Annotated in this window: 19 protein-coding genes; 15 read left to right on the top strand and 4 right to left on the bottom strand. The window is 50.1% G+C overall.

The window, feature by feature from the left end; genetic code table 11:
* Positions 1–63 precede the first annotated feature (63 nt).
* The 13 genes from HPY71_12510 to HPY71_12450 all read left to right on the top strand — a co-directional run bounded on the left by HPY71_12510 (position 64) and on the right by HPY71_12450 (position 15,019).
* The gene (locus tag HPY71_12510) at positions 64–2,481 is read left to right on the top strand and encodes a hypothetical protein (protein ID NPV54319.1); all 2,418 of its coding nucleotides are present in this window, start codon (positions 64–66) and stop codon (positions 2,479–2,481) included.
* A gap of 203 nt (positions 2,482–2,684) precedes the next feature.
* The gene (locus tag HPY71_12505) at positions 2,685–3,869 is read left to right on the top strand and encodes an iron-containing alcohol dehydrogenase (protein NPV54318.1); all 1,185 of its coding nucleotides are present in this window, start codon (positions 2,685–2,687) and stop codon (positions 3,867–3,869) included.
* A 13-nt stretch (positions 3,870–3,882) separates the two neighbouring features.
* On the top strand, positions 3,883–4,698 hold the full coding sequence (locus tag HPY71_12500; protein ID NPV54317.1) for an SDR family oxidoreductase: 816 nt from the start codon (positions 3,883–3,885) through the stop codon (positions 4,696–4,698).
* Between the two features lie 85 nt (positions 4,699–4,783).
* Positions 4,784–5,806: an alcohol dehydrogenase catalytic domain-containing protein gene (locus HPY71_12495; GenBank protein NPV54316.1), complete on the top strand. Its 1,023-nt coding sequence runs from the start codon at positions 4,784–4,786 to the stop codon at positions 5,804–5,806.
* Between the two features lie 84 nt (positions 5,807–5,890).
* On the top strand, positions 5,891–6,589 hold the full coding sequence (locus HPY71_12490; protein ID NPV54315.1) for a cyclase family protein: 699 nt from the start codon (positions 5,891–5,893) through the stop codon (positions 6,587–6,589).
* 93 nt (positions 6,590–6,682) lie between these two features.
* Entirely contained in the window at positions 6,683–7,633 is a 951-nt protein-coding gene (locus tag HPY71_12485) for a phosphoglycerate dehydrogenase (GenBank protein NPV54314.1), read from the top strand.
* A 411-nt stretch (positions 7,634–8,044) separates the two neighbouring features.
* The gene (locus HPY71_12480) at positions 8,045–9,106 is read left to right on the top strand and encodes an Ldh family oxidoreductase (GenBank protein NPV54313.1); all 1,062 of its coding nucleotides are present in this window, start codon (positions 8,045–8,047) and stop codon (positions 9,104–9,106) included.
* 12 nt (positions 9,107–9,118) lie between these two features.
* A complete protein-coding gene (locus HPY71_12475; GenBank protein ID NPV54312.1) occupies positions 9,119–9,973 on the top strand; it encodes a hypothetical protein in 855 nt (284 codons plus the stop codon).
* Between the two features lie 58 nt (positions 9,974–10,031).
* Positions 10,032–10,832, top strand: coding sequence for an SDR family oxidoreductase (locus HPY71_12470; GenBank protein NPV54311.1), 801 nt, complete (start codon positions 10,032–10,034; stop codon positions 10,830–10,832).
* Between the two features lie 65 nt (positions 10,833–10,897).
* Entirely contained in the window at positions 10,898–11,782 is an 885-nt protein-coding gene (locus HPY71_12465) for an amidohydrolase (GenBank protein NPV54310.1), read from the top strand.
* 214 nt (positions 11,783–11,996) lie between these two features.
* Complete coding sequence (locus HPY71_12460) at positions 11,997–13,019, top strand: LacI family DNA-binding transcriptional regulator (GenBank protein NPV54309.1); 1,023 nt, start codon at positions 11,997–11,999, stop codon at positions 13,017–13,019.
* Between the two features lie 164 nt (positions 13,020–13,183).
* The gene (locus tag HPY71_12455; protein NPV54308.1) at positions 13,184–14,173 is read left to right on the top strand and encodes an NAD(P)-dependent oxidoreductase; all 990 of its coding nucleotides are present in this window, start codon (positions 13,184–13,186) and stop codon (positions 14,171–14,173) included.
* 18 nt (positions 14,174–14,191) lie between these two features.
* Positions 14,192–15,019 carry a sugar phosphate isomerase/epimerase gene (locus HPY71_12450; protein ID NPV54307.1) on the top strand — a complete coding sequence of 276 codons (828 nt, stop codon included), beginning with the start codon at positions 14,192–14,194 and terminating at the stop codon, positions 15,017–15,019.
* A gap of 164 nt (positions 15,020–15,183) precedes the next feature.
* On the opposite strand, the gene HPY71_12445 is transcribed toward HPY71_12450, so the two are convergent.
* Both HPY71_12445 and HPY71_12440 read right to left on the bottom strand, forming a co-directional pair.
* Positions 15,184–15,429, bottom strand: coding sequence for a hypothetical protein (locus tag HPY71_12445; protein ID NPV54306.1), 246 nt, complete (start codon positions 15,427–15,429; stop codon positions 15,184–15,186).
* Positions 15,430–15,442: 13 nt separating this feature from the next.
* Positions 15,443–16,807 carry a glycosyltransferase gene (locus tag HPY71_12440; GenBank protein NPV54305.1) on the bottom strand — a complete coding sequence of 455 codons (1,365 nt, stop codon included), beginning with the start codon at positions 16,805–16,807 and terminating at the stop codon, positions 15,443–15,445.
* Between the two features lie 363 nt (positions 16,808–17,170).
* Between HPY71_12440 and HPY71_12435 the strand changes: the two genes are divergently transcribed.
* Both HPY71_12435 and HPY71_12430 read left to right on the top strand, forming a co-directional pair.
* Positions 17,171–17,872 carry a response regulator transcription factor gene (locus HPY71_12435; protein NPV54304.1) on the top strand — a complete coding sequence of 234 codons (702 nt, stop codon included), beginning with the start codon at positions 17,171–17,173 and terminating at the stop codon, positions 17,870–17,872.
* Positions 17,873–17,993: 121 nt separating this feature from the next.
* Positions 17,994–19,721, top strand: a complete 1,728-nt coding sequence (locus HPY71_12430) for a HAMP domain-containing protein (GenBank protein NPV54303.1) — start codon at positions 17,994–17,996, stop codon at positions 19,719–19,721.
* On the opposite strand, the gene HPY71_12425 is transcribed toward HPY71_12430, so the two are convergent.
* Complete coding sequence (locus tag HPY71_12425) at positions 19,650–21,206, bottom strand: Mur ligase family protein (GenBank protein NPV54302.1); 1,557 nt, start codon at positions 21,204–21,206, stop codon at positions 19,650–19,652. The two genes, HPY71_12430 and HPY71_12425, sit on opposite strands and share 72 nt — an antisense overlap.
* A gap of 630 nt (positions 21,207–21,836) precedes the next feature.
* Entirely contained in the window at positions 21,837–22,139 is a 303-nt protein-coding gene (locus tag HPY71_12420) for an AbrB/MazE/SpoVT family DNA-binding domain-containing protein (GenBank protein NPV54301.1), read from the bottom strand.
* Positions 22,140–22,409: the final 270 nt, after the last annotated feature.

Genomic DNA, 22,409 nt, shown 5'->3' with positions numbered 1-22,409 from the left:
GTAGGTAATTATTGCGGAGTATAATTTATCGACTAAATCTAATAGACAGGAGTTGAATGTATAATGAGTAACAGAGTAGAATATTGCGCCAGAAAGAACGACACTAGTTCGCTTTTCCCAATGGATTTGCCCGCGCAGGAGTGGGTAGAGTTTTTTGCAGAAGGATTCTCAAGACCAGTAAGTGGGGTGATCTACCGAAGGGATAGTCACGTGGTAAGCGGTATGCCGCTGGGGGCTATCGATACTGGATGCATTGACCTTGAAACCAGTGGACTTTTCGGCTATAGCACGATTTTCAATTCTCACATCCCCCGAGGCGGACCAATTAACCTGCCCTTCTTAGGGATGAGCGTGGGTGGACAAACCTGGGTATTCACTACCAAACAGACCAAAACATATCATGATACGGCTATTAATCTCAATACCCTCGAACCGGCGCCCAGCCCCTGGGGGAAGCCGGGCTACGCCCCTCCAGATCTTGACCTAGTGGGGGTTCAAACCGTCAAGGATATTCATTACTGGGGGCATTACCCTGTAGCGGATTTAGAATATGAGATGGATGCGCCGATAAGTGTTGGTCTCCGGGCATGGGCACCCTTTATCCCGGGGGATATCGAGGCGTCACTGCTCCCAGGTGCTGTATTTGAAGTGCAGCTTCGTAACACCAGTGATGTAGCCCAGCAGGGTGCCATTGTGTTTTCGTTCCCGGGACCGGACGAGGTTGAAGCGGGAACCACGCAATTTGAACGGAAAGAGGTTACTGGCCAGTTCAGCGGGGTGACTGTAACCACAAAACAGTCCAGCTATGCCCTGGGGGTAGTCGGTGAAGAGAAGCTGCGGATTGGAGGGGCTTTAGGGAATGACGGGGCTGCCTGGGCCAAGATCGCTAGCGCCTTGCCGACTGCCGCTGCGGATCACCCAGGTGCTTCTGTGGCTGTGGACTTTGCGTTGTCTCCTGGTGAGACCAGGGTAGTACGTTTCATCCTGGCTTGGTACAGTCCCAAGTGGAAGGGCAGCGGAACTCTAGGACCCGTGGCCCTCCCGGCCATAGAGCGGGAGAAGGATCGGTACGCGGCTTCGGCCAATTACTACACGCATATGTATGCTACTCGGTACAAGGGTGCACTGGAAGCAGCCGAGATCCTAGCTAAAGACCATGGGGATCTATTGAAGCGGATCCTGGCCTGGCAGGAGGCGGTCTACACTGCATCCGAACTCCCCGGGTGGCTACGGGACTCCCTGGTTAACATTCTCCACTTGATTACCGAAGATGGCCTATGGGCTGTGGCCGAATTCCCCATAGGGGATTGGTGTCGGCCGGAGGATGGGCTTTACGGTATGATCGAGTGCCCTCGTGGTTGCCCCCAGATTGAGTGCATACCTTGTAGTTTTTACGGCAACATCCCATTGGTCTATTTCTTCCCTGAATTGGCACTATCTACTCTGCGCGGGTACAAGGCATATCAGTTTTCAGATGGGGCAGCGCCGTGGATCTTTGGTGGTTGTACGGGCAGAACAGGACCTATAGAAATGGTTTACCCTACGGCGGGGTATCAAACAACGCTTAATGGTCCATGTTATGTGGATATGGTTGACCGTCTCTGGCTACGGACCGGCGATGAAAAAATAGTCCGGGAGTTCTATCCCTCCGTTAAGAAGAACACCATATTCACCATGAATCTGCGTCCCGAATACGAGATGGGAGATCAAGTCATAAGCATGCCCAGCGGAAATGTGGGTTCGGAGTGGTTTGAGGCGCCAGAACCGGAGTGGAGTGGGATGGTGGCTCATGTTGGAGGAATCCATCTCGCAAACCTGAGAATGGCGGAGCGGATGGCCGAGGCCGTGGGTGATAAGGAATTTGCAGCTCAGTGCCGCCAGTGGTTAGGAGAAGGTAGCAAATCTATGGAGAACAAGATGTGGGCCGGAGAATACTACCTGAATTATTATGAGCCGGAAACTGATCGTAAGGCTGATTTGATATTTGGCTACCAATTAGATGGAGAGTGGATGGCAAGATTTCACGGCCTTTCAGGTGTGTTTCGACCTGACAGGGTGAAAACCACGCTGGCTACCATCAAACGGGCGAATATAGCCCTAACTCGGCATGGAGCGGTTAATTATGCCAATTCGGACGGTAGCGTCACCTCTGTCAAGGGTTACGGTCCTTACAGCATGTTCCCGCCAGAGGTATTGATGCTGGCCATGACTTACATGTATAACGGTGAAAAGGAGTTTGGGTTGGAGCTGGCGCGTCGTTGCTGGCATAATATAGTTTGCAAACAGGGTCTGACCTGGGACCAGCCCAACATCTTTAGGGGAGATGCCGACACCGGTGAACGAGTTTTCGGTGCGGACTATTATCAGAACATGATACTTTGGAGCCTACCTGCGGCAATGGAAGGCAAGGATCTGCGAGGACCGGTTGACACTGGAGGCTTAGTAGATCGGGTTATTAATGCTGGGAAAAGGAGTAGTTAGGAGGTTCATTGATTGCATAAAGGGAGAGGCAAAAAATTCACTCCACTTTGATGGCGGAATCGGTTGACAAGTCGCCATATAGGTCCAACTTTAGCCCAAAAGCGGGGCCTCACTTGGTTGGTTGAGGCCCTGTTTATGCAATAGGCTCAAAGGAAAGCAGACAAGGCCGCACTTCAAAGAAATAAGTGGGGGTGGCAATAACTATGGGAGATCTGCAGGAAATAGAAATTAGTTCTTTTATTACACCACGAGAAAAGATTGTATTTGGTCAGGGAGCCTTGCAGGTTCTTGGGGAACTCTCGGGAGATAAGGCTGTTGTTGTTACGGACCATAATATGGAATTACTTGGTTTAGTAGACAAGGTGGTTGGTATACTGAAAAAAGGCGGTTATTCAGTTTCGATCTATAAAGGTGTAGAGCCCGACCCAAGCCTGGAGACTGTTGCAAGGTTAAAAGATTTTGTACTAAATATTTCCCCAGATCTTATAGTCGCCCTTGGCGGGGGATCAGTAATTGATGCCGCCAAGGCTGGTAGGACCTGGAGTGCATATCCGGAACTGGATTTTGACACTTTAAGAGCTCAACCTGCTTTACCCCGACTGAAGAATACTTCCCGTCTTGTTGCCATACCATCCACCAGCGGAACAGGTTCCGAGGTAACACCTTACGCAGTAGTTACTGACCGTCGTAAGATTCCCCATCGGAAAATTGGTATGGGGTACCCTGAGCAGATTCCTGACGTGGCCATTCTTGACCCCACGATTCCAGCCACTATGCCACCGAAGATCACGGCAAACACAGGTTTTGATGCGTTTAGCCACGCTTTGGAGGCCTATACAACGAAGCTTGCAACTGACTATACAGATGCAGTTGCTCTGTACGCTATTTATCTCCTCTTTCGATACCTACTTCGCGCTTATAGAGACGGCGCTGATTTAGAAGCCAGGGCCAAGGTGCATAACGCATCTTGCTTAGCGGGCATTGCACTAGCCAACGCTGGGGCAGGCATCATGCACAGTCTAGGTCACATATTGAGTGCTCAATACGGGGTCCCCCACGGTGCTACGTTGAGTATTTTCATGCCAGTGTGCATGGAGTTTAACATTCCAGCTCTTTCCCATCGCTATGCTGACGTAGCTCGGATTTTGGGGATCGAGGGTGTAACCGAGCAAGAAAGTGTTCAAAAGCTGATTGATAAGGTTAGGGAGCTTCAAGTCGCTCTCAACTTGCCTCAGAGTATAGTTGCCGCCGGGGTGCCTCGAGAGCATTTCTTGAAGTTTCTTGAAACCTATGTGGAACATGCGTATGAAGATGGTGGAACTCATATGAATGGGCGGGAAGCTACGAAAGCTGATCTGAAAGATCTTTTCATTAGAGCATTAGGATAGGAGGGATATCATTATGGATTTAGGGTTAAGAGGAAAGAATGCTTTGATAACCGGCGGCGGGCGAGGCATAGGAAAGGCAATCGCCATGGCCCTAGCCCGAGAGGGGGTAAATATTGCCATAGCGAGCCGCAACCCTGAACACGAAACCGTCCAGGAGATTGAGGGATGTGGAATAAAGGCATATCGGCTTTGTGTTGATGTTAGCACTGAGTCACAAGTTGTCAACATGGTAAGGGAGGCTATAGGAATATTCGGCCATCTCGACTTTTACGTAAATAACTCAGCTAACTTTTGGCATGAGTCCGTGACTAAAATCACTACTGAGAATTGGAGGAAGACATTAGACACAAACCTATCTTCATGTATATGGGCATGCAGAGAAGTATCTAAACATTTGATAGAGAGACGTCAAGGTAGTATCTTGATCGTTTCATCTACAATTCAGTTTCATCCGGCATACCAGGAGAGTTCTTACAGAATTACGAAGGTGGGCCTCAAAGCGTATGCTGAGAACTTGGCGATCGAATTGGCGCCATTCGGTATCAGGGTAAACGTATTATCTCCCGGCATAATGTACACAAAGATGTCCTCGCAGAACTTGGATATTGTCATGAACGACCCTGTTCTTAAAGAGTCGCTTTTGTCGAGTATTCCTATTGGACGCTTGGGTCAGCCTGACGAATGTGGGGCGGCAGCCGCCTTATTATTATCAGATAAGGTGAGTTCCTATACTACCGGGGCTGATATTGTCATTGATGGTGGCTACAGGCTGAGGCCCCAAACCATTACACATACCACAAAAGAAGCTATAGAGCGATTGAACTTATAAGTTTCATCTATATCCACTATTATATATCGATGTGGGAGCAATGAGAGCAAAGATTTAGAGAAACGAATGCCAGGGGGAGTATTTGATGTTAATGCCTGAAAAGATGAAGGCCGCTGTTTATAGTAAGCCCGGGCTTATTGATCTGGTTGAAAACCCTGTACCGCAAGTTGATGAAAGAAAGGTTCTTATTAAGGTATTTCAAAGTGGAATTTGCGGTGGCGACCTTAAACGGTTTAAGGGGGAATTCCCTCCCCCCAAATATACTGATGGCCACGAGTTCAGTGGAGTGGTGGCGCAGGTTGGCTCCAGTGTAGATGGGGTTCAAGAGGGTGAAAGAGTAATTGTCAAAGCGTTTCGTCATTGTGGGAATTGCCGGTTTTGTCGTTGTGGGTTATATCAATTGTGTGAACAGTGGGAGTTTTTGTCTAACGTCTGCCATGGTGGATACGGAGAGTATGCCTTGGTCGATGCTGGATTAATTTTCCCCCTTTCCAGCAATCTTTCTTTTGAAGAAGGTGCACTGGTCGAACCGCTTGCCGTCGCTTGCCATGCTCTCCGTCGGGCTGCCATTGATTATCCCGAAGATATTCTTATTATCGGTGGAGGAACAATTGGCTTGTTTTCGATTGCAGTAGCTTATGCCTTGGGATTAAGACCCTCCTGTATGGTGAAGTATCTTCATCAGGCAGAAGTAGCGCAAGCGTTCGGTATAAAAAAGATCTATTTGTTAAGTCAGGACGAACCTCCTAGGAACCAATTCTCAGTGGTAATTGAGACTACTGCGTCAGAAAGGGCCTTAAATCAAGCCTTGATTTCAGTACGAAAAGGGGGGAAGATAATACTGGTTGGGAGTTACAGTAATTCCGTGCCTGTAAGGTTGGATCAGCTTATAGACAGGGAATTGGAGATTATGGGTTCTCTTTGTTACGGACAGGGTGGTATTTATTCCGACTACGAAATGGCAACCCGCCTTATTGAAGATCATATGGTAGATTTTACTAGAGTTATTACCCATCGTTTCAGTCTCGCTGAGATTAACAGGGCATTTCAAGTAGCCGCTGATAAACATTCAGGTGCCATCAAGGTACATCTTATATTTAATACATAAAGAAGTGAATGCTATTATGTTTATTAGGCTTGTGAGGGACCTGTTTATCATTGTGCTTTTGCGAAACCTAAGATTAATTTGCGAATGGAGGGAGGAATAAATATATTTGTTTTAATTTCTTTTCCCCTTACTGAAGATACGCCAACACCAGGTGGGCGAAAACCACTTCATTTTGTCAATGATGAGTCATTAAAAAATGGGGATGTGGCGAATTCATTTTACTATACATCCTGGAATCATGCGGGGACCCATGTGGACGCTCCAGGTCACATGATACCAAATGGCAAATCAATAACCGACCTTGATATTAATTATTTTATTTTTGATCGTCCATATATAAAGGACATACCAAAAGCTGATGCCAAATTAATTACCATTGAGGATTTAATGGCTTCTGAAAGAGAAATGGCAGAATGCGACATATTACTTATCCGGACCGGGTTTACAAAGTACCGACTAGCCGACCCGGTTCGTTACCGAGACCGAAACCCCGGCCTATCGCTTGATGCAGCCAGGTACTTGGCGTCAAACCGTTTCCCAAAGTTACGAGCGGTCGGTATTGACTCAATATCCTTTGCTTCTTCAGCTTACATGGAGGAAGGTATAGAGTCCCACAAGGTATTATTTCGGAAAGAGGGACCCAAAGCTGTTTTGCTTATTGAGGACTTAAACCTCAGTTTAGATTTGGGACTTTTAAAGACTATAAAAAGAGTATATGTAGTTCCCTTTTTAGTTGTTGGGCTTGATAGCTCCCCATGTACAGTCCTGGCGGAAGGCGATTAAAGGGTTTAATTCTACGAATGTCTTTTTGATAATTTCAAAGTGTGTAGAGAGCGATTCCTGAAATATCTATGGTGGTATTGGAGGATGAACTAGTTGCGATTCAAAGTAATATTTACCGAAAGTTATTTGACTGAAGAAGGTAGGCACTACTTGGAATCCAATAACTGCGAGGTAGGCGTCAAATCCTTGAGGTGGGAACCTGAGGAGGAATTGATCGATGCCTTGCGGGATGCGGATGCCGTTATCGCTGGAGGGGAAAAATATTCGGAACGCGTACTTATGGCGGCAAAAAAGCTTAAGGTCATAGCACGTTTGGGTACCGGGACCGATGCGATAGACTTAGCTGCTGCTACCTTAGCTGGCATAACTATTACAAATACCCCTGGAGCTAATAGTCCCGCCGTGGCCGAAATGACGTTGGGATTGATGTTGTCGCTTTGTAGACAGATTCCTCAGCTCGACTCAAGCATGAAAAAAGGGATATGGAAACAGCCGGTAGCAACCGAACTTTCTAGTAGTACGGTCGGAATAGTAGGAATGGGATGCATAGGACATGAAGTTATCAAGAGGCTGAAGCCTTTCGGTTCCAGGATTGTCGTCTTCGACGTAGTGAGGGACTCAGATTTTGCCGAGAAGTGGGGTGTAGAATATGTTTCGCTTGAACATCTCATGGAAATCTCGGATATAGTAAGTATCCATGTGCCGCTGAGAGATGACACTCGGGGACTCATAAACGCCGACTTATTGAGGCGTATGAAACCTACAGCTTATCTAGTGAATACCAGTAGAGGGCCGGTTGTTGAGAGGGAAGCTCTTATGCATGCTTTAGAGAAGAAGCTGATAGCAGGCGCCGCATTAGATGTACATTGGAGGGAACCTTGTGAACCTAATGATCCTTTAGTGATAATGGAAAATGTGATAGCTACGCCCCATGTAGGGTACAACACCAGGGAGGCCCAGGCCCGTATGGTGAAAGCTGCGGCGGAAGATGTGGTGGCGGTACTTAACGGACGACCACCCAGGTTCCCAGTGAACGTTAAGTGAGGATTTAAAAATCTTCGGTGGAAGAAGGAAAATCTAACGGTAGCGTAGAAATATGAAAATGATAAACATGATCGATCACGTTACGGTTAACATTATTACTTTCGGGAAGCCATGATGAAAATAAGGCCTGATCCGCTGCAGAGCAAATCTTCACTTTAGCTAGTAACAAGATAGGGATTCCCTCTCACTTCGATAGTTCCATAGTCAGCCGGGACCAGATAGATGAAATATGGGCTGATTGTTCGGATCGCAGCGACATGCTAAACAATCCTAAACCGTTTTCGCGTAGGGACGCAGAGGAATGGCTTTACAAGGTACTCCTCTAGGTGCGACATATATTACGAGTTTAGAGTAATGGGGTCAGGGTCCCACCGATGAACTCAGATTAGAATCAGCAGGAGGAGGAGAGAAGTGTCAACCTTAACAGTTAACGTAGAACGGCTCACGGATTTCTGTATCAAGATGCTAGAAAGGGCAGGCCTTGGTTCCGAAGATGCTCGTATTGCGTCCAAGGTCTTGGTCGCAGCAGATATGAGAGGCGTAAGTTCTCACGGGACAGTTGCCCTTCGGACCTATGTCAAGCAGATCAGAGGTGGTGGGATGAACCCCAAGGCGAATATTGAAATCGTTCGTGAGGGCCCTGCTTGGGCCATCGTAGATGGGAATGCCGGGATGGGGGTCGTAACAGCATACAAGGCTACGAAGATCGCCATAGAAAAAGCAAAGAAGTGTGGCATCGGGATCGTAGGTGTAAGAAATGGGATGCACTTCGGTGCGGCAGCATACTATGCCATGATGATGGCCGAGGAAGATATGATAGGCCTAGCGATGAGCAATGTAGATATAAATATGACCGTAACCGGTGCAGCTGGCAGGGTAATAGGGAATAACCCATTTGCCTATGCGGCTCCCGCGGGAGAGGAAAAGCCGATAGTCCTGGACATAGCTATGAGTGTAGCGGCGGGAGGCAAGATAAATGTCGCCAGGGAAGAAGGTAAGAGTATCCCTGAAGGCTGGTTAGTTGACGCAGCGGGTAATCCTACTACGGACCCCTGGGAGTTTCTCAGAGGTGGTGCACTCGTCCCGTTTGCAGGTCACAAAGGCTACGGTTTAGCCCTGATGGTAGAGATCTTAGCAGGCGTCATGACCGGTGCGGCAGTGACCAAAGATATAGGTTGTTGGGTAAGAGACTTCGAGCATCCTTGCAACGAAGGCTTCACATTTATAGCAATTGATGTAGGTGCCCTTATGCCTATCCACGATTACAAGGCCCGCATGGATGCCCTGATAAGACAGATCAGGAATTCCCCTAAAGCTGAAGGAGTGGAGAGGATATATCTACCTGGAGAGATGGAGCATGAAAGGGAGGAAAAGGCGAAGGTTCATGGAATTGTTCTAGGCGAAGCGACCCTAAGTAGTCTTAAAGGATTGGCAATGGATCTCGGATTAGAAGATGAACTCATTTGGGGTTGAGGAGGTAAATAGGTGAATATAGAACAGATTAGACAGGCCCTCGCTTCAGGAGGGTTGGTGATAGGTAGCGAGGTCAATGAGATGAGGTCGCCTGCGATTGCAGAGATCTATGCGGCAGCAGGATTTGATTACATAATGATTGACCAGGAGCATACGGCGATAGATTTGAGTGAGGTTGCGGGGATTATCAGGGTCGCTAGACTTAGTGGTATCGCTCCCTTCGTCAGGGTGCCTGAAATAGACTATAATGTCATATGCCGTCCCCTCGATCAAGGAGCTCAGGGTATTGTAGTCCCGAGGGTAACAAGCAGAGACCAGGTGCTTGAGGTCCTCGACATGATAAGGTATCACCCGAAGGGGCGAAGAGGTCTGGCGGTTGGAGGTCCGTCGGTAGGATACCGCGATATCAATGCACAGGAGTTCGTTGATCGCGCCAATAACTCAATAATGTTAGTAGTCCAGATTGAAAGCGAAGCTGCAGTGAGAGACATAGACAGCATTATCTCTGTTCCCGGAGTGGATGTAGCCTTTGTTGGGCCCGTCGATCTCTCTTTGTCGGTCGGTCGGCCATGTGAGTTTACCGACGAGAAGGTAGTTTCGTTGATTCAGGAAGTGGTGGACAAATGCAGAGAGCATAGGGTCGTCTCGGGCATAGCCCTCTTTGATTTAGACCTTATTGCCAAGTGGATAAGCGCAGGAATGAGATTCTTCTGGGTGGGCAACGAGGTTGTGATGATTTTGAGCCAGGGTCGGCAAATCGTCCAGGGATTGAGAGAGTTTTTCTGCCGGCAATGTTATAATACACCTTGTTATCACCAGCGCGCGACCGTGAGTGCAGACGGTAGTGACCAACAAGCGAATAGCTAGCGGTCCGAAAATAGTAGCCAAGTACTATACGATACAAGGAGTAGAGGAGTAGAGGCTTATGGATACAGGATTGAGAGGGAAAACGGCTTTGATCACGGGCGGCGCTAGCGGGATCGGATTCGGCATTTCTATGGCATTGGCCCAGGAGGGAGTGAACCTGGCGGTGGCGAGCCGTAAACCGGACCCCGCAGCGCTGGACGAATTACGTGCACTGGGTGTCAAGGTGGTAGCCATCTCGACTGATGTGAGCCAAGAGGACCAGGTAAATGAGATGGTTAGGACAGCTATCTCTTCGTTGGGGCATCTCGATATGTATATCAACAACGCGGCATGGAGTTGGCACGAGCCCATTACCAAACTAACCACAGAATCTTGGATGAAAACAATCAATACCAATCTCTCAGCGTGTGTTTGGGCCTGCCGGGAGGTCTCCCGGCACATGATTGAAAGGAGGCAGGGCAGTATTCTCATCATCGGCTCGACCGCTATGCTTAATCCGCTTTATCAAGAGACTTCCTACCGGGTATCCAAGACCGGCCTTAAGGTCTTTGCGGAAGTGCTGGCAATCGAACTTGCGCCTTATGGTATTCGAGTTAATACCCTCATACCGGGATATTTCCCCACCCGACTTGTGGCGGGAATGACAGATCAAGTTCGGGAGACTTTGATTAGCCAGATTCCCTTAAGACGTCCAGGAAGGATCGAGGATGTTGGGGCACAGGCAGTCGTCCTTCTTTCGGACAAACTCAGCGGCTATACTACAGGAGCTCATATAGTCATCGATGGTGGCCTTCATCTTCGCCCCTTGCCCTTCTATACTGACCAGGAGCTTTTGGCGCTGAATGCTTTCGGACAATAGTCCAGATCGGCTTATATCAAGATGGAGAGCTGGCGATACAACTAACTCCCCAGGAGAAGTGATTGATGATGACCGTAGTTGATGTACATGTCCATGTATTCGAAAGAATAGCAGGTATAAAGGATGGAGCCCCCATAACTTCGACTGAGCACGGCAGGGTAAAAATAGGGAATCGAGTTGTCCAATTTCTGCCTCCATCCTTTGAGAAAAGTAATAGCACGGTAGAGACGTTAATTGCTCACATGGATTGGTGTGGAGTGGACAAAGCCCTTTTAGTGCCAAATGTCCTTTACGGGTACCATAATGAGTATGTTCGCCAGGCATGTGACTTATATGGGGATAGGTTGAGGGCCATAGCACTGGTGGATGTTCTAAAAGGAGCCGAGGCAAGAGAGGATCTAATAAAGTTAGTAACATACTCGGGTTTTCGCGGACTCAAGATAGAGACCGAAAGCGCTTTCCAATGTCAGCCAGGTGAGGCATTGGACAGCCCTAACCTTGAACCCATTTGGTCATGCTGTAATGATCTTGAGTTGCCAGTGATGATTCATCTGTCTCGTCCTCAGGATAGAAGATCGTTGAAAAACCTCGTCATGAGATACCGTCGGATTCGATTTATAATTTGTCATTTGGGCAATCCGCCGTATGATGACTGGGTTGATATAGTGGAACTCGCTCTCCGTAAAAACGTTTGGATGGAGTTATCTGCCATGCCTGCAGCCTTTCCTGAAGATGAATATCCCTATGTTAGGGCTTGCGAATACATAATGGAGGCGTACAGAAGGTTGGGGCCTGAGAAGCTCATGTGGGGTTCGGATTACCCTGGAATACTTGCGAAGTGCACGTACCAACAGAGTCTCGAAATGTTTAGAAAAGGGTGTTTCTCCATACCGGAGGCACACAAGGATCTCATATTAGGGCAGAACGCCCTAAACATGTTTTGGTCATAGTCATAGCTTAGGCTATATTTAGCTTCTTTCGCAATTTTTCTTAATAGGTTTGCAGGAACCCTCAACATTTCGTCTAATTTAAGAAGCAAAGATTTAATCGATAACGTGATGGTTAATATCGATAAACTATATAGGTATGACGTTATCTAATCGATCATCTATATAACATTTGACCTGTCCATATTTCTCATTGGTCGTGGAGGGGAGTTATCTAGTGGCACTGAACTGGAAAGTTAAACGGCCTACCATGAAAGACATCGCCCGTAGAGCGAAGGTATCGGTCAATACAGTATCCAGGGCACTTGCTGATAAGCCCGAGATAAAAGAGGAGACTAGAACTAGGATTAAGGCAATAGCGGAGCGGCTGGGATACACCCGAAACATCTTAGCTTCTAATCTTCGACAAAACTCTACGAAAACAGTTGGTGTGATAGTATCTGATAATGCTAACCCATATTTTGCTCGAGTTATAAAGGGAATTGAAGATGTTCTGAGAGACAGGGGCTACCAAATGATTCTTTGTAATACTGAAGAAGATCCTAAACTCGAGAAGGATGCTGTAAAGGTTCTTTTAGAAAAGCGGGTAGACGGCCTCCTCATCGTGCCGGTTGAGAAGGAAGCAGATCATATTAGGGATTTACTCCATATGAAGGTTCCCGTTGTGTTTTTGTGTCGGAAGCTAGAAGGGATTAATGCAAACTACGTTGTGAACGATGACGTCCTGGGCGGTTATCTAGCTGCTAGGCATATAATAGATAAATACAAAGAGCGCCCCATCTTCTTCCTCTGTGGTCCCATGTCTATATGCAATGCACGAGACCGTCTTGCAGGATATAGGAAAGCGTTGGAAGAGGGTGGGATATACTTGGATGAATCACATATAGCCTTCGAAAACATAAATCTTGAAGCCGGCTACAAGAATATGACAAACATCCTTCAAAGTGTTTCTCCGCCTATATCAGTTCTATGCTTTAGCGATTATGTAGCAATGGGTGCGATACGCGCAATAAAGGAAGCAGGCCTTGTCATCCCGAGTGATGTTGCAATTGTAGGTTATGACGATATCGAATTTGCGAGTTGTCTTCCGACCTCTCTAACAACCATCGATCATCCGCGTTACTCAATTGGGCGACAGGGTGCGGAAATACTTGTAGAGATAATTGAGGGTAACCGGTCTCCTGATGAATTCGTGGATATAATCCTCAAGCCGGCGTTAATAGTTCGCGAATCTTCATAAGACGTGGTTCACTTCAGACCTACATTTTGCACCCATCCCTCTCGGGGGTATGAGGAGCGCGAAATGTCGGTTGGATAGACCCCCCATGCCGCTATAGAGTACCAAAGAGAATGAAAATGGGACCGAATAACCATATAACCATGCGTTGGAGGTGTGAGTATATCATGAATAAGGTGCTTGTAACTGGTGGAACGGGATTTATTGGCCGTGAAGTGGTACGGCAGTTAATAGAAATTGGGAAAGAAGTAACGGCGTTGGGGCGCACTATCCCAGACGAAAAAGTTTCTTTCATTCAAGCAGACTTCACTGACAGAGAAGCTTTGGAACGGGCTTTAGCGGGTAGATTTTTTGATTGTATCATGCATATTGCTTCTTTACCTGGCGATACGGGTGACCCTCTGCAAATGGTTCGCGTAAATATAAATGGGTGTCAGAATATGCTAGAATATGCCCGTAATGCTAAGGTGGATAGGTTTGTCTTGACAAGCAGCATCTCAGCTTATGAATGGTATCCAGCTACTAAATTTACCCCCCCTGACTACATGCCAGTGGATGAGAATCATCCTTGTCGGCCCAAGGACATGTATTCGACTACTAAGTATATGCAGGAATTGTTGGCGATGACCTACTACAAGCAATATGCCGTGCCAGTAACCATATTACGAGTGACGGCCGTAATTGGTTCGCGTGGACGGGGAGGGGGGCGTAGCTGGCGTGAATTTGCTCAACAGTTAGCGGAAGGGAAGCTAGTTCAGATCCCGCATTTCTCACCAGATGAACTGTGTCATTATGTTGATATTCGGGACGTTGCGCGAATGCATATCGCCGTTGCGGAGCATCCCAAGGCGGTTGGGGAAGCTTTTAATTGCTGTGGCCCCGGGCCAACCAGGGGGTTCGAATTTGCCGAAATTGTCAAGAGCATGGTACCTGGTATCGAAGTAGAATATGGTTATCCATGGAGCATGGCGCAAGGAGGAGAGATCGCCTTCGATATGTCAAAAGCTGAGAGGTTGATCGGCTTTAAACCTTGCTTTACTCTAGCTGATTCCATCAGAAGCATTAAGGAGTGGATTGAATCTGGTGATTTGGAAAAGGAGAAAATCTCTCAACAAGAAATTTACGGGGCTGGAGTGGGAAAAGAAGAGAAAGTATGAAATTTGGGAGGTATATTTATGGTCATCGCTATGCATGGATTAACAACGATGCATTGCAATATCAGGACCGACATCCGAATTGCTAGGGAAGCCGGATACGAGGCTTTAGAAATCGTTACCTCGAAGCTCTTGCGTTACCTAGATTGCGGATTCAGCGCCAAGGATCTATTACCGGTGTTCGAGAAATACTCTATTCAACCCATCTGTCTTAATGCACTGAAACATGTTGAACGTGTAGACCCGGGGGAGCGTGAAGAGCTTCTTGCCGAGGCTAGGCGTCTCTGCGAGGTTGCTGAGGTTCTAAAATGCCCAACAATTCAACTGGTTCCTTTTTGCGGCCTCCAGGGGAGATCCTGGTCTGAGGTGCTTAAACTGACCGCAAGAAATATTGCCGACATTGCAGATATTGGGAAACAAAATGGAGTAAGATTCCAGTTGGAACCGATCGCATGGTCGCCTATTCATTCCCTCTCCCAAAGCCTTCAGGTAATCCAGGAGGCTGGTCGGGACAATGTGGGCATGGTGATAGACTTCTGGCACCTGTGGGCAGGAGAAGAGACGACTCCGGATGAGGTTGCGAAATTGGACAGCTCGCTTATATATGGTGTTCACTTCTGTGATGGGATTCAGCATTTGGAAGGGACAGAGTGGGTGGAAGAAGAACTAAGAGGATTTCTCCCGGGTGAAGGGAAGATTCCGTTAAAAGAATGGGTGGCTGCCGTCCGGGCCACGGGATTTGACGGGGTATATTCATCTGAGTTGTTAAGTCCCAAACATTGGGAATATGATCTCTTAGAGATTGCTCGTGAAACTAAGGCACGGATGGAATATTATCTCAACTTATAATCTGGAATTGAGATCGAGTAGCGTCCGTATAATGGTGTAACGGTGTAACAAGGAGTAGAAGGGGCTTCGGGAGAAGGAAGGCCCCCCTTGTGTCAGATGAAGTTTTATTAAGGCTCTTGTTCAACCCTTGTGCCCGGTCGAAAGGCCGGGTATCTCATTACTATTTAGCCATCCTGCACGAGCAACCGGTATATCTCAAGGGCAGGGGACTCTCTTGTATCGTCAACATCTCTCTTATACGCCACGCCCAGGATGAGTATCCTTGCCCCGTTTATGCTCTTCCGGTGCCTATTTAAGGAATGGCTGATCTTTGCCACAACATGCCTGGGCATGTTGCTGTTGATATCGCTTGCGAGCTCGATGAACCTATCATAGAAATCCAGGGATCTCGCTCTCCAAAAGAGGTACATGGATCGAAACGATCTAACGCTCCGCCTCCACCGCCTTGGTGTTCAAGGCCTGTCTCACCTGTCTTGTGCCCCAGCTGGTGTTGGTCGAGGTCAGGATGGCCTGGTAGATCTGCCACGAGAATACAAACGCGTTCAAGAAGACAAATACAAAGGCGTACGGCCAGAGCCCATCCCGCCTGTGAATTCTGTAATATAACCCATAGAGCGCCCCAAGGATCGCGAGCCCGCCGAGATAGCCCCACCTGGAAGCGGCGCTCAAGACGAGCGAGCGCACAAGCACAAGCGGTGAGCAGAACGTAAATAAGACCGAGAGGTAGTATGGTATCGATGCCCCGGGGTTTCGCCTCCACATATGAGTCACCGCAATGAGGCTCTCTCGAAACCAGGATTTTTTCCACCTCAGTTGTTGTTTGAAATACCCACGCCATGTCTCGGGAACTATGGTTTTCACCCTCGCCTCTGACACATACAAGAGGGAATACCCCTCCCTCAACAAGAGGTTTGTCAGGCTCCGGTCATCTCCGAAGGTGCACTTCCTCCCGAGGAAGGTTTGATTCTGCCATTCATTCAGGACCCCCAGCACTGCGTTGCGGCGGTAGGCCGAATAGCAGCCTGAGCAGCAGGTGACACTATTGAAGACGCTCTCGGATGCCTTCATGATCCGGAAAGAGATAAAATACCTGACGGCCTGCATCCTCGTGAGAAGGTTGCGGTCTTTGTTTAGAACATCGGCATGCCCTACAACTGCGGCCACATTGGAGTCCACGAAGGGCTGGACGAGTGCCTTTAGGGAGCCCGGCTCGACGACGCTATCAGAATCTATGAATACGATTATCTCTGACTGGGACCGGCGTATACCTTCCACCATTCCGGCGCGCTTGCCGCGGTTGGCTGTCCAATTCACCGCTTTCACCTGAGGGAATATATCCATGGCGCGAGCGATCTCCCGCCAGGTTCCATCCCTCGAACCATCATTAATAACGATGATCTCAAGGCGATCCTCCGGGTAATCCAGGCTGCAGCAGGCCTCGATCGTCCCGAAAATGGCCTTTTCTTCATTCATCGTGGGAATTACAATTGTTACAGAGGGGCAGAAATCACAGGAGACCTCCGCTTTTTGTTCTTTTTGTTCCGTCCTTCGCCTGAGGTGCCCAGGATGCCCGGAATGGTAAGGGTGATAGGGATGGTAGAAGAGTAGGCAGAGGATCCTGGAGAGCAAATAGGACGTGGTTAGCAGGCTGTAGGACTCAAATACAGGATCGTTGCGTAAAAAGTTGAGCTGGTGAAGCTTGAGCCTTACCAGCGCAGCCACGATCACGATCCAGAGGATGAGAACCACGAGATCAAGAAGCTTTCGTCCAAATTCCGATGGATACATTCCTTTCACCACCCGTCGCCCGAGGGGAGAGGATGTTCGAGATATTCGACGCGGCAAGTTGGCCTCCTCCCACTAGGGGGCCTAAAAAAGAAATATTTTGAAGCTCAGGAAAGAGCAGTAATTTTTAATGTTGGTTTAATCTTTACATGCTATAATTATATAATTATAGGTCATAGATGCCTGATCATAGGGGTTTGGAGAGCCTATCGAGTTTATGGAGCTTAGCTCATTTTCCGCATTAGGAACGCGACCTAGTTCACAATAACCCTTATATGCTGCCTAGCATGGGGGTCCCCAGCGTGGGGGCTTCCCGGCGCGAGAGTTAAAGTGTTCAGGATGCCCAAAGTGTTCAGGAGGCCGGCAATGCTTGTCTTATTAGTTGAGGATGAGGTGAAACTTGCATCTGTTATCAAGAAGGGGCTCGAGAACGAGGGCTTCACCGTCGATGCCGTATATGATGGGGCGGCTGCGTATGAACGTGCATCATGCTCCGAGTACGACGTTATCATCCTCGATCTAATGCTGCCGGAGATGGATGGACTGACAGTGTGCCAGAGACTCAGGGAGGAGGGCAACCGGACCCCAATTCTGATGTTGACTGCCAAGGATGAGGTGACCGACAAGGTGATGGGCCTGAATGCAGGCGCTGACGATTACCTTACCAAGCCTTTCTCTTTTGATGAGCTCATTGCACGCCTGCGGGCGCTCCTCCGCAGGGGGAGGGATTTGAAGCCCGAGAATTTAGTTGTGGCGGACCTGGTCCTGGATACCTCCACGCATGAGGCCGTGCGCGGGGGTAAAAGGATTCAGCTTTCGGGGACGGAATACCGCATACTGGAGTATCTCATGCGCCACCCCAACCAGGTGGTAACCCGGGGGGGCATCGAGGAGCACGTCTGGGGGTATGATTTCGTCCCAAATTCCAATCTGGTAGATGTGTATATCCGTTATTTAAGAAGGAAGATCGATGAGGGTTTTGAGCGCAGGCTCCTGGAGACGGTCCGCGGCGAGGGCTACCGGCTTTCCGCGGGTCCGTCTTCGACTACAGGCACAGGCGCGGATTAGTTTAGTAGAGCCGGTGGATGGGGTGGCCCAGGGCTGGGCAGGAGGACGGGTAGAGGGCTGGGCAGAAGGCAGAAGAGAGAAGAGAGAAGGGAGAAGGGTGGGTAGGGGGTAGATGGGCCGGGTGGACAGATTTGGTATAGGCACAAGGCTAGGCGCAAGGCTAAACACAGGGCTAAGCATAAGGCCGGCAACAAAGAAGCTGGTGGCGAAGCTCAGAAGCATACGCGTCCGTCTTACAGGCTGGTACGTCTTTCTGCTCGCGGCCATCCTCATTGGCTTCAGCATCCTTGTGTATATTTCCATGGAAAGGAGTCTTTGCAGCGACCTTGACGCGACTTTGCAGGCAAAGGCTGCCCAGGTCGAAGCGGCCGTCAAGATCGTCCCGGGCGGGCTCGCGATCATGGAGGATGTCATAAATCACCCCGGAAATCTGGGTGGCCTGGAGAATCGGAATGCGCCCCCTGCATCGGTGAGCATTCCCTTCGTTGTCCTGGATACGGCCGGGGATCTCAAGATATCCTCGGGGTTCTCGAGCAGGGTCCTGCCCGTTGGGCCAGATGTTGTCGGCCCTGCCATCCATGGGAATACCCTCTTTGGCACAGTGAAGATCGAGGACAGGGAGAGCCTTCGCTTTCTTAGCGCGCCTCTCGAGGTGAATGGCAGGCGGGTCGGCGTGGTGGTCGTCGGACGTTCCCTCTATTCCCTGGAATCGACCCTGGCGCGCCTGCGCCTCATACTTGCCTCTCTCATACTGTCGGCCCTGGTCTTCGCCGGGATAAGCGGCTACCTCATGGCGTGGCGAGCCCTCGCGCCAATCGACACGATTACGCGGACTGCGCGCAAGATTACCGCTGAGGACCTGAGCCTCAGGCTGAATCTGCAGGGCGTCAGCGTCGACGATGAGCTCGGGCGCCTGGCCCGCACATTTGACGAGATGCTGAGCCGCCTGGACGAACAGTTCCAGAGGGAGCGACAGTTCACGGCCGATGTATCGCATGAGCTCCGCACGCCTCTCACAGTGATAAGAAGCACTTCGGATGTGGCGCTGAGGGACCCCGGGCCCACCATGGACGGGTATCGCATGGCCCTGTCGAGCATACGGGATGAGGCCATGAGGCTCTCTCGTATCGTGGATGACCTCTTGTTCTTTGCGCGGGCGGATTTCCGGCAGGTCCGGCTGAATCTCGAGCCAGTCGACATTGACGGTTTCATGGGCGAGGTGTTCGATTATGGGGTCAGGCTCGCCGCGTCAAAGGGGATAGCCCTGGAAGCCCCGGAGGCTTTGAGAGCATGGGAATCCTGGAAACCCCGGGAACCTTGGGAATCCTGGGAACCCGGGGCTGTGGTGGTGGAGGGGGACAGGTCCCAGCTCATGCGGATGTTCATAAACCTCATCGATAATGCAGTAAAATATACACCTCCGGGCGGGAAGGTGAGCATTGAGACATACATCGAGACATATGCCGAAGGCGACTTCGCCTGCGTTGTGGTTAGGGATACAGGGCCGGGGATTCCCCCCGAGGAGCTGCCGAAGATATTCGACCGGTTCTACAGGGTAGACAGGTCGCGAGCGCGCGCTGATTCCGGCTGCAGGGGCGCCGAGGCGACGGGCGGGACCGGGCTGGGCCTATCCATAGCGAAGACCATTGCCGAACTCCACGGTGGCAATATCACTGTAGAGAGCGAGCCCGGCAGGGGCAGCGCCTTCAAGGTGACCCTGCCGCTATTCAAGGAAACCGGGTGCCGGGGTTGGAGCGGGGGCAAGGGCGGGTCCCATCTACGCCCTCCAGAATTCCCTGGCATGGCTGGCATCCCTCCTTCGCCTTATGTGCTCCCTGACCTCAAGTAGGGCCGTATATGTAGGGAGGACGTAGAGGGTCTCGCCTGGTGCCAGGTTCCTGAGGCCGAGTTCGAGCGCTTTATCGAGGTCAGGCTCGATGTATATCTTCTCCTGATCTATTCCTGCATACTTTAGGCGAAGGGCCATATCCTCGGCCCTCGTGCCCGAGGCGACTATGCTCCGGACAAATGAAGGATTCCTTGAGAGCCGCTCCATGTCTACATCCCAGATCCATGAAATATCCCTGCCGTCTGCAAAGTTGTCGTTCAGGCAGACCATGAGGGTTTTGCTGGGGGCCCGCGGCGCCCCGAGCGCCCCCTGAGTCTCCTGAGTCCCCTGTATCCCCGGCGCCTCCAGCCTCCTTCGCACCCCCGGTATTTCCGATGCTTCCGATACTATTGTCCGGATCACCTCACTGAACCCCACCGGGTTCTTTACAAGGGCGAGAAGGACATTTCTGTCCCCGACCGGTATGGTCTCCATCCTCCCGAAAGCGCTGGATGACCTCGCGATCCCTTCTTCTATGATCCTCCTGGGAATATCGAGCAGGAGACAGCAGGCGACGGCTGCAAGGCAATTGTAGACGTTATAGAGGCCTGGAAGCCCGAGCGATGCCCTGACAGGGTCGTGTTCCAGGTCGTGTTCGAACCCCACGGTGAAGGTAAATCCATGAGCCCCTTGGGCCACCACGTTCAAAGCCAGAAAATCGGGTGCAGGGCGTGAAGAGAGGCACCTCGGGCATCGATACTTGCCGAGGTGGCCATATGTGATAAGGGAATATTCATAGTATGCCCCGCAGTTTGGACAGCTCCGGGCGTCGTGGGACAGATTCATATCCGGGACACGGCCCGCCTGGGCGTGACCCGGGGCGTGACCGCAAGCCAGGTCCAGAGCCAGATCGAGGCCCTCGATCCCGTAAAACATGGTCTTGCACCTGCTCCTGGAGGCAAGGCTTGCGACCAGGGGGTCGTCGGCGTTTAAGAGGAGGAGGCTTCCTGCAGGGGCATCCTCGATGGCCGCGCGGATGAGCCCGAGGGTCGTATCCACCTCCCCGTAGCGATCCAGCTGGTCTCTGAAGCAGTTGGTCACCAGGATGATTCTTGGTCTTATGGCGGCCACCACATGCCTTAGATTTGCCTCGTCCACTTCGAATACAGCAGCATCTGCGGAAAGCCTCCCCCAGATATCGCACCTTTCGATGAGGGCTGAGATGATCCCACTCACCATATTTGCGCCCGACCTGTTCCATACGATACGTAATCCGTTATGCTGCAGGACCTCGGCTACCATCCTGGCTGTGGTCGTCTTCCCATTGGACCCTGTGATGATAATAGAAGTCAGGGCCGGGCCCGCCTTCTCGAGAAGCCGGACCAGTATGTGCGGCTCTATGCGGCGCGCCAGGGAACCCGGGAGGGATGAGCCACCTCCTCGCTTAAGGAGCCGGCTTGCAAAGGCGCATATCTTTCCGACGATTATCGCGAGCCATAACCGCATGTTAGAGGACTCCCTTGCTGTGACATGCTATCATGCTATTATGATATATATCCTGATCCATGATGTCCTAATCTATGATGCATATCATTGTATGCCTGCATACCATTGTATATTTTGCGTGCCATACTATATGCAATGAAAGATTTGCTATACATTCAATATATTTACACCGGTACGCCGGTGACCGGTACCCCGGCATCGCCGCGCATATGTATGACCGCATGGCGTGACCGGACGGCATAGCCGCACGGAATGGCCGCATAGCCTGTCCGCGCGCCACGTTCGCATGCATGCGTGCACGATATCCACTATTTGCTCCAATTTAGCAGAGGTAGATTAAAGTAGCATTAAAGCCAGAAAGGCTAGAGCCGCTTGTGAAAGGCTCGTAAAGCGTTCATAGGACCCTCGTAGAGCGCTCATAAGGCACCTATAAGGCGTCCAAAAGCCGCCTACGCTGCCTGCAGCTATTCTCGCAGGGGCTGGATTTATATGTTTCCTATAGTATGGCCAGGTGGAATGACTATTGCGGGCGATTAGTCTTAAGAAGGTAGTGGAGATGCTGAGATGCTGAGGGATCCTGAGGGATCGTGAGGGATTCTGAGGGCCAGGGAGACCCGGTGGGCCGCAGGATCATAGACAGCCATAAGGCTGTAGAGTCAACAATCCCTCGATGCGGTTATTATCAGACTGGCGCAGCCTTCTAATGTAATCTCCATCAATATCTTCCCTATCTTTCCATATGCCGGCGGTGGAGGTTATTACATCATCACTTGCTTCCCTCTTTTCGACTAGTGACTTTCTCCGTACCTCCAGTATGAGACTGTTTTTGCCCACCGCTCTCATTAATAGGGTATCGCCAGTATGGATTTTTAATTGGCGCCGGACTTTCGAAGGTAGAGTTATCTGTCCTTTAGAGGAAATACGCGCTTCCATATATCCACCCCCTCGTATAATTTAGCTGAGATCACAATAGACTCCAAGAAATATACCTGTGAATAAATAGTCGTCGCCGGGGCTGTGGGTATGTGGTCAACGCGTAGCGTTGTCCAAGCATCTGTGGACCCTGTGGGTAACCCCGAAGGGGTTATCCATAAGTCCACAGATGCGCCATATCCACAGCCCAGGACTTGAAGTTTTGGGGCTTTCCTGAGACAATGGCCTTAGGTTGGCAGGGGCAGGTCTGGCCACCCCCTGAGGCATAGC

This window comes from Bacillota bacterium, from assembly GCA_013178125.1.
Classification (GTDB): Bacteria; Bacillota; SHA-98; order Ch115; family JABLXJ01; genus JABLXL01.
The sequence above is the reverse complement of the archived record's forward strand: the minus strand, read 5'-3'. Positions and strand labels throughout refer to the sequence as shown.

Bases quoted from the DNA above. Each gene is read 5' to 3' on its own strand.
- HPY71_12500 (NPV54317.1), top strand. From the start codon at position 3,883: ATGGATTTAGGGTTAAGAGGAAAGAATGCTTTGATAACCGGCGGCGGG.
- HPY71_12445 (NPV54306.1), bottom strand. From the start codon at position 15,429: ATGTACCTCTTTTGGAGAGCGAGATCCCTGGATTTCTATGATAGGTTC.
- HPY71_12440 (NPV54305.1), bottom strand. From the start codon at position 16,807: ATGTATCCATCGGAATTTGGACGAAAGCTTCTTGATCTCGTGGTTCTC.
- HPY71_12510 (NPV54319.1), top strand. From the start codon at position 64: ATGAGTAACAGAGTAGAATATTGCGCCAGAAAGAACGACACTAGTTCG.
- HPY71_12425 (NPV54302.1), bottom strand. From the start codon at position 21,206: ATGCGGTTATGGCTCGCGATAATCGTCGGAAAGATATGCGCCTTTGCA.
- HPY71_12420 (NPV54301.1), bottom strand. From the start codon at position 22,139: ATGGAAGCGCGTATTTCCTCTAAAGGACAGATAACTCTACCTTCGAAA.
- HPY71_12490 (NPV54315.1), top strand. From the start codon at position 5,891: ATGGAGGGAGGAATAAATATATTTGTTTTAATTTCTTTTCCCCTTACT.
- HPY71_12450 (NPV54307.1), top strand. From the start codon at position 14,192: ATGGTCATCGCTATGCATGGATTAACAACGATGCATTGCAATATCAGG.
- HPY71_12455 (NPV54308.1), top strand. From the start codon at position 13,184: ATGAATAAGGTGCTTGTAACTGGTGGAACGGGATTTATTGGCCGTGAA.
- HPY71_12495 (NPV54316.1), top strand. From the start codon at position 4,784: ATGTTAATGCCTGAAAAGATGAAGGCCGCTGTTTATAGTAAGCCCGGG.
- HPY71_12465 (NPV54310.1), top strand. From the start codon at position 10,898: ATGATGACCGTAGTTGATGTACATGTCCATGTATTCGAAAGAATAGCA.
- HPY71_12435 (NPV54304.1), top strand. From the start codon at position 17,171: ATGCTTGTCTTATTAGTTGAGGATGAGGTGAAACTTGCATCTGTTATC.
- HPY71_12470 (NPV54311.1), top strand. From the start codon at position 10,032: ATGGATACAGGATTGAGAGGGAAAACGGCTTTGATCACGGGCGGCGCT.
- HPY71_12505 (NPV54318.1), top strand. From the start codon at position 2,685: ATGGGAGATCTGCAGGAAATAGAAATTAGTTCTTTTATTACACCACGA.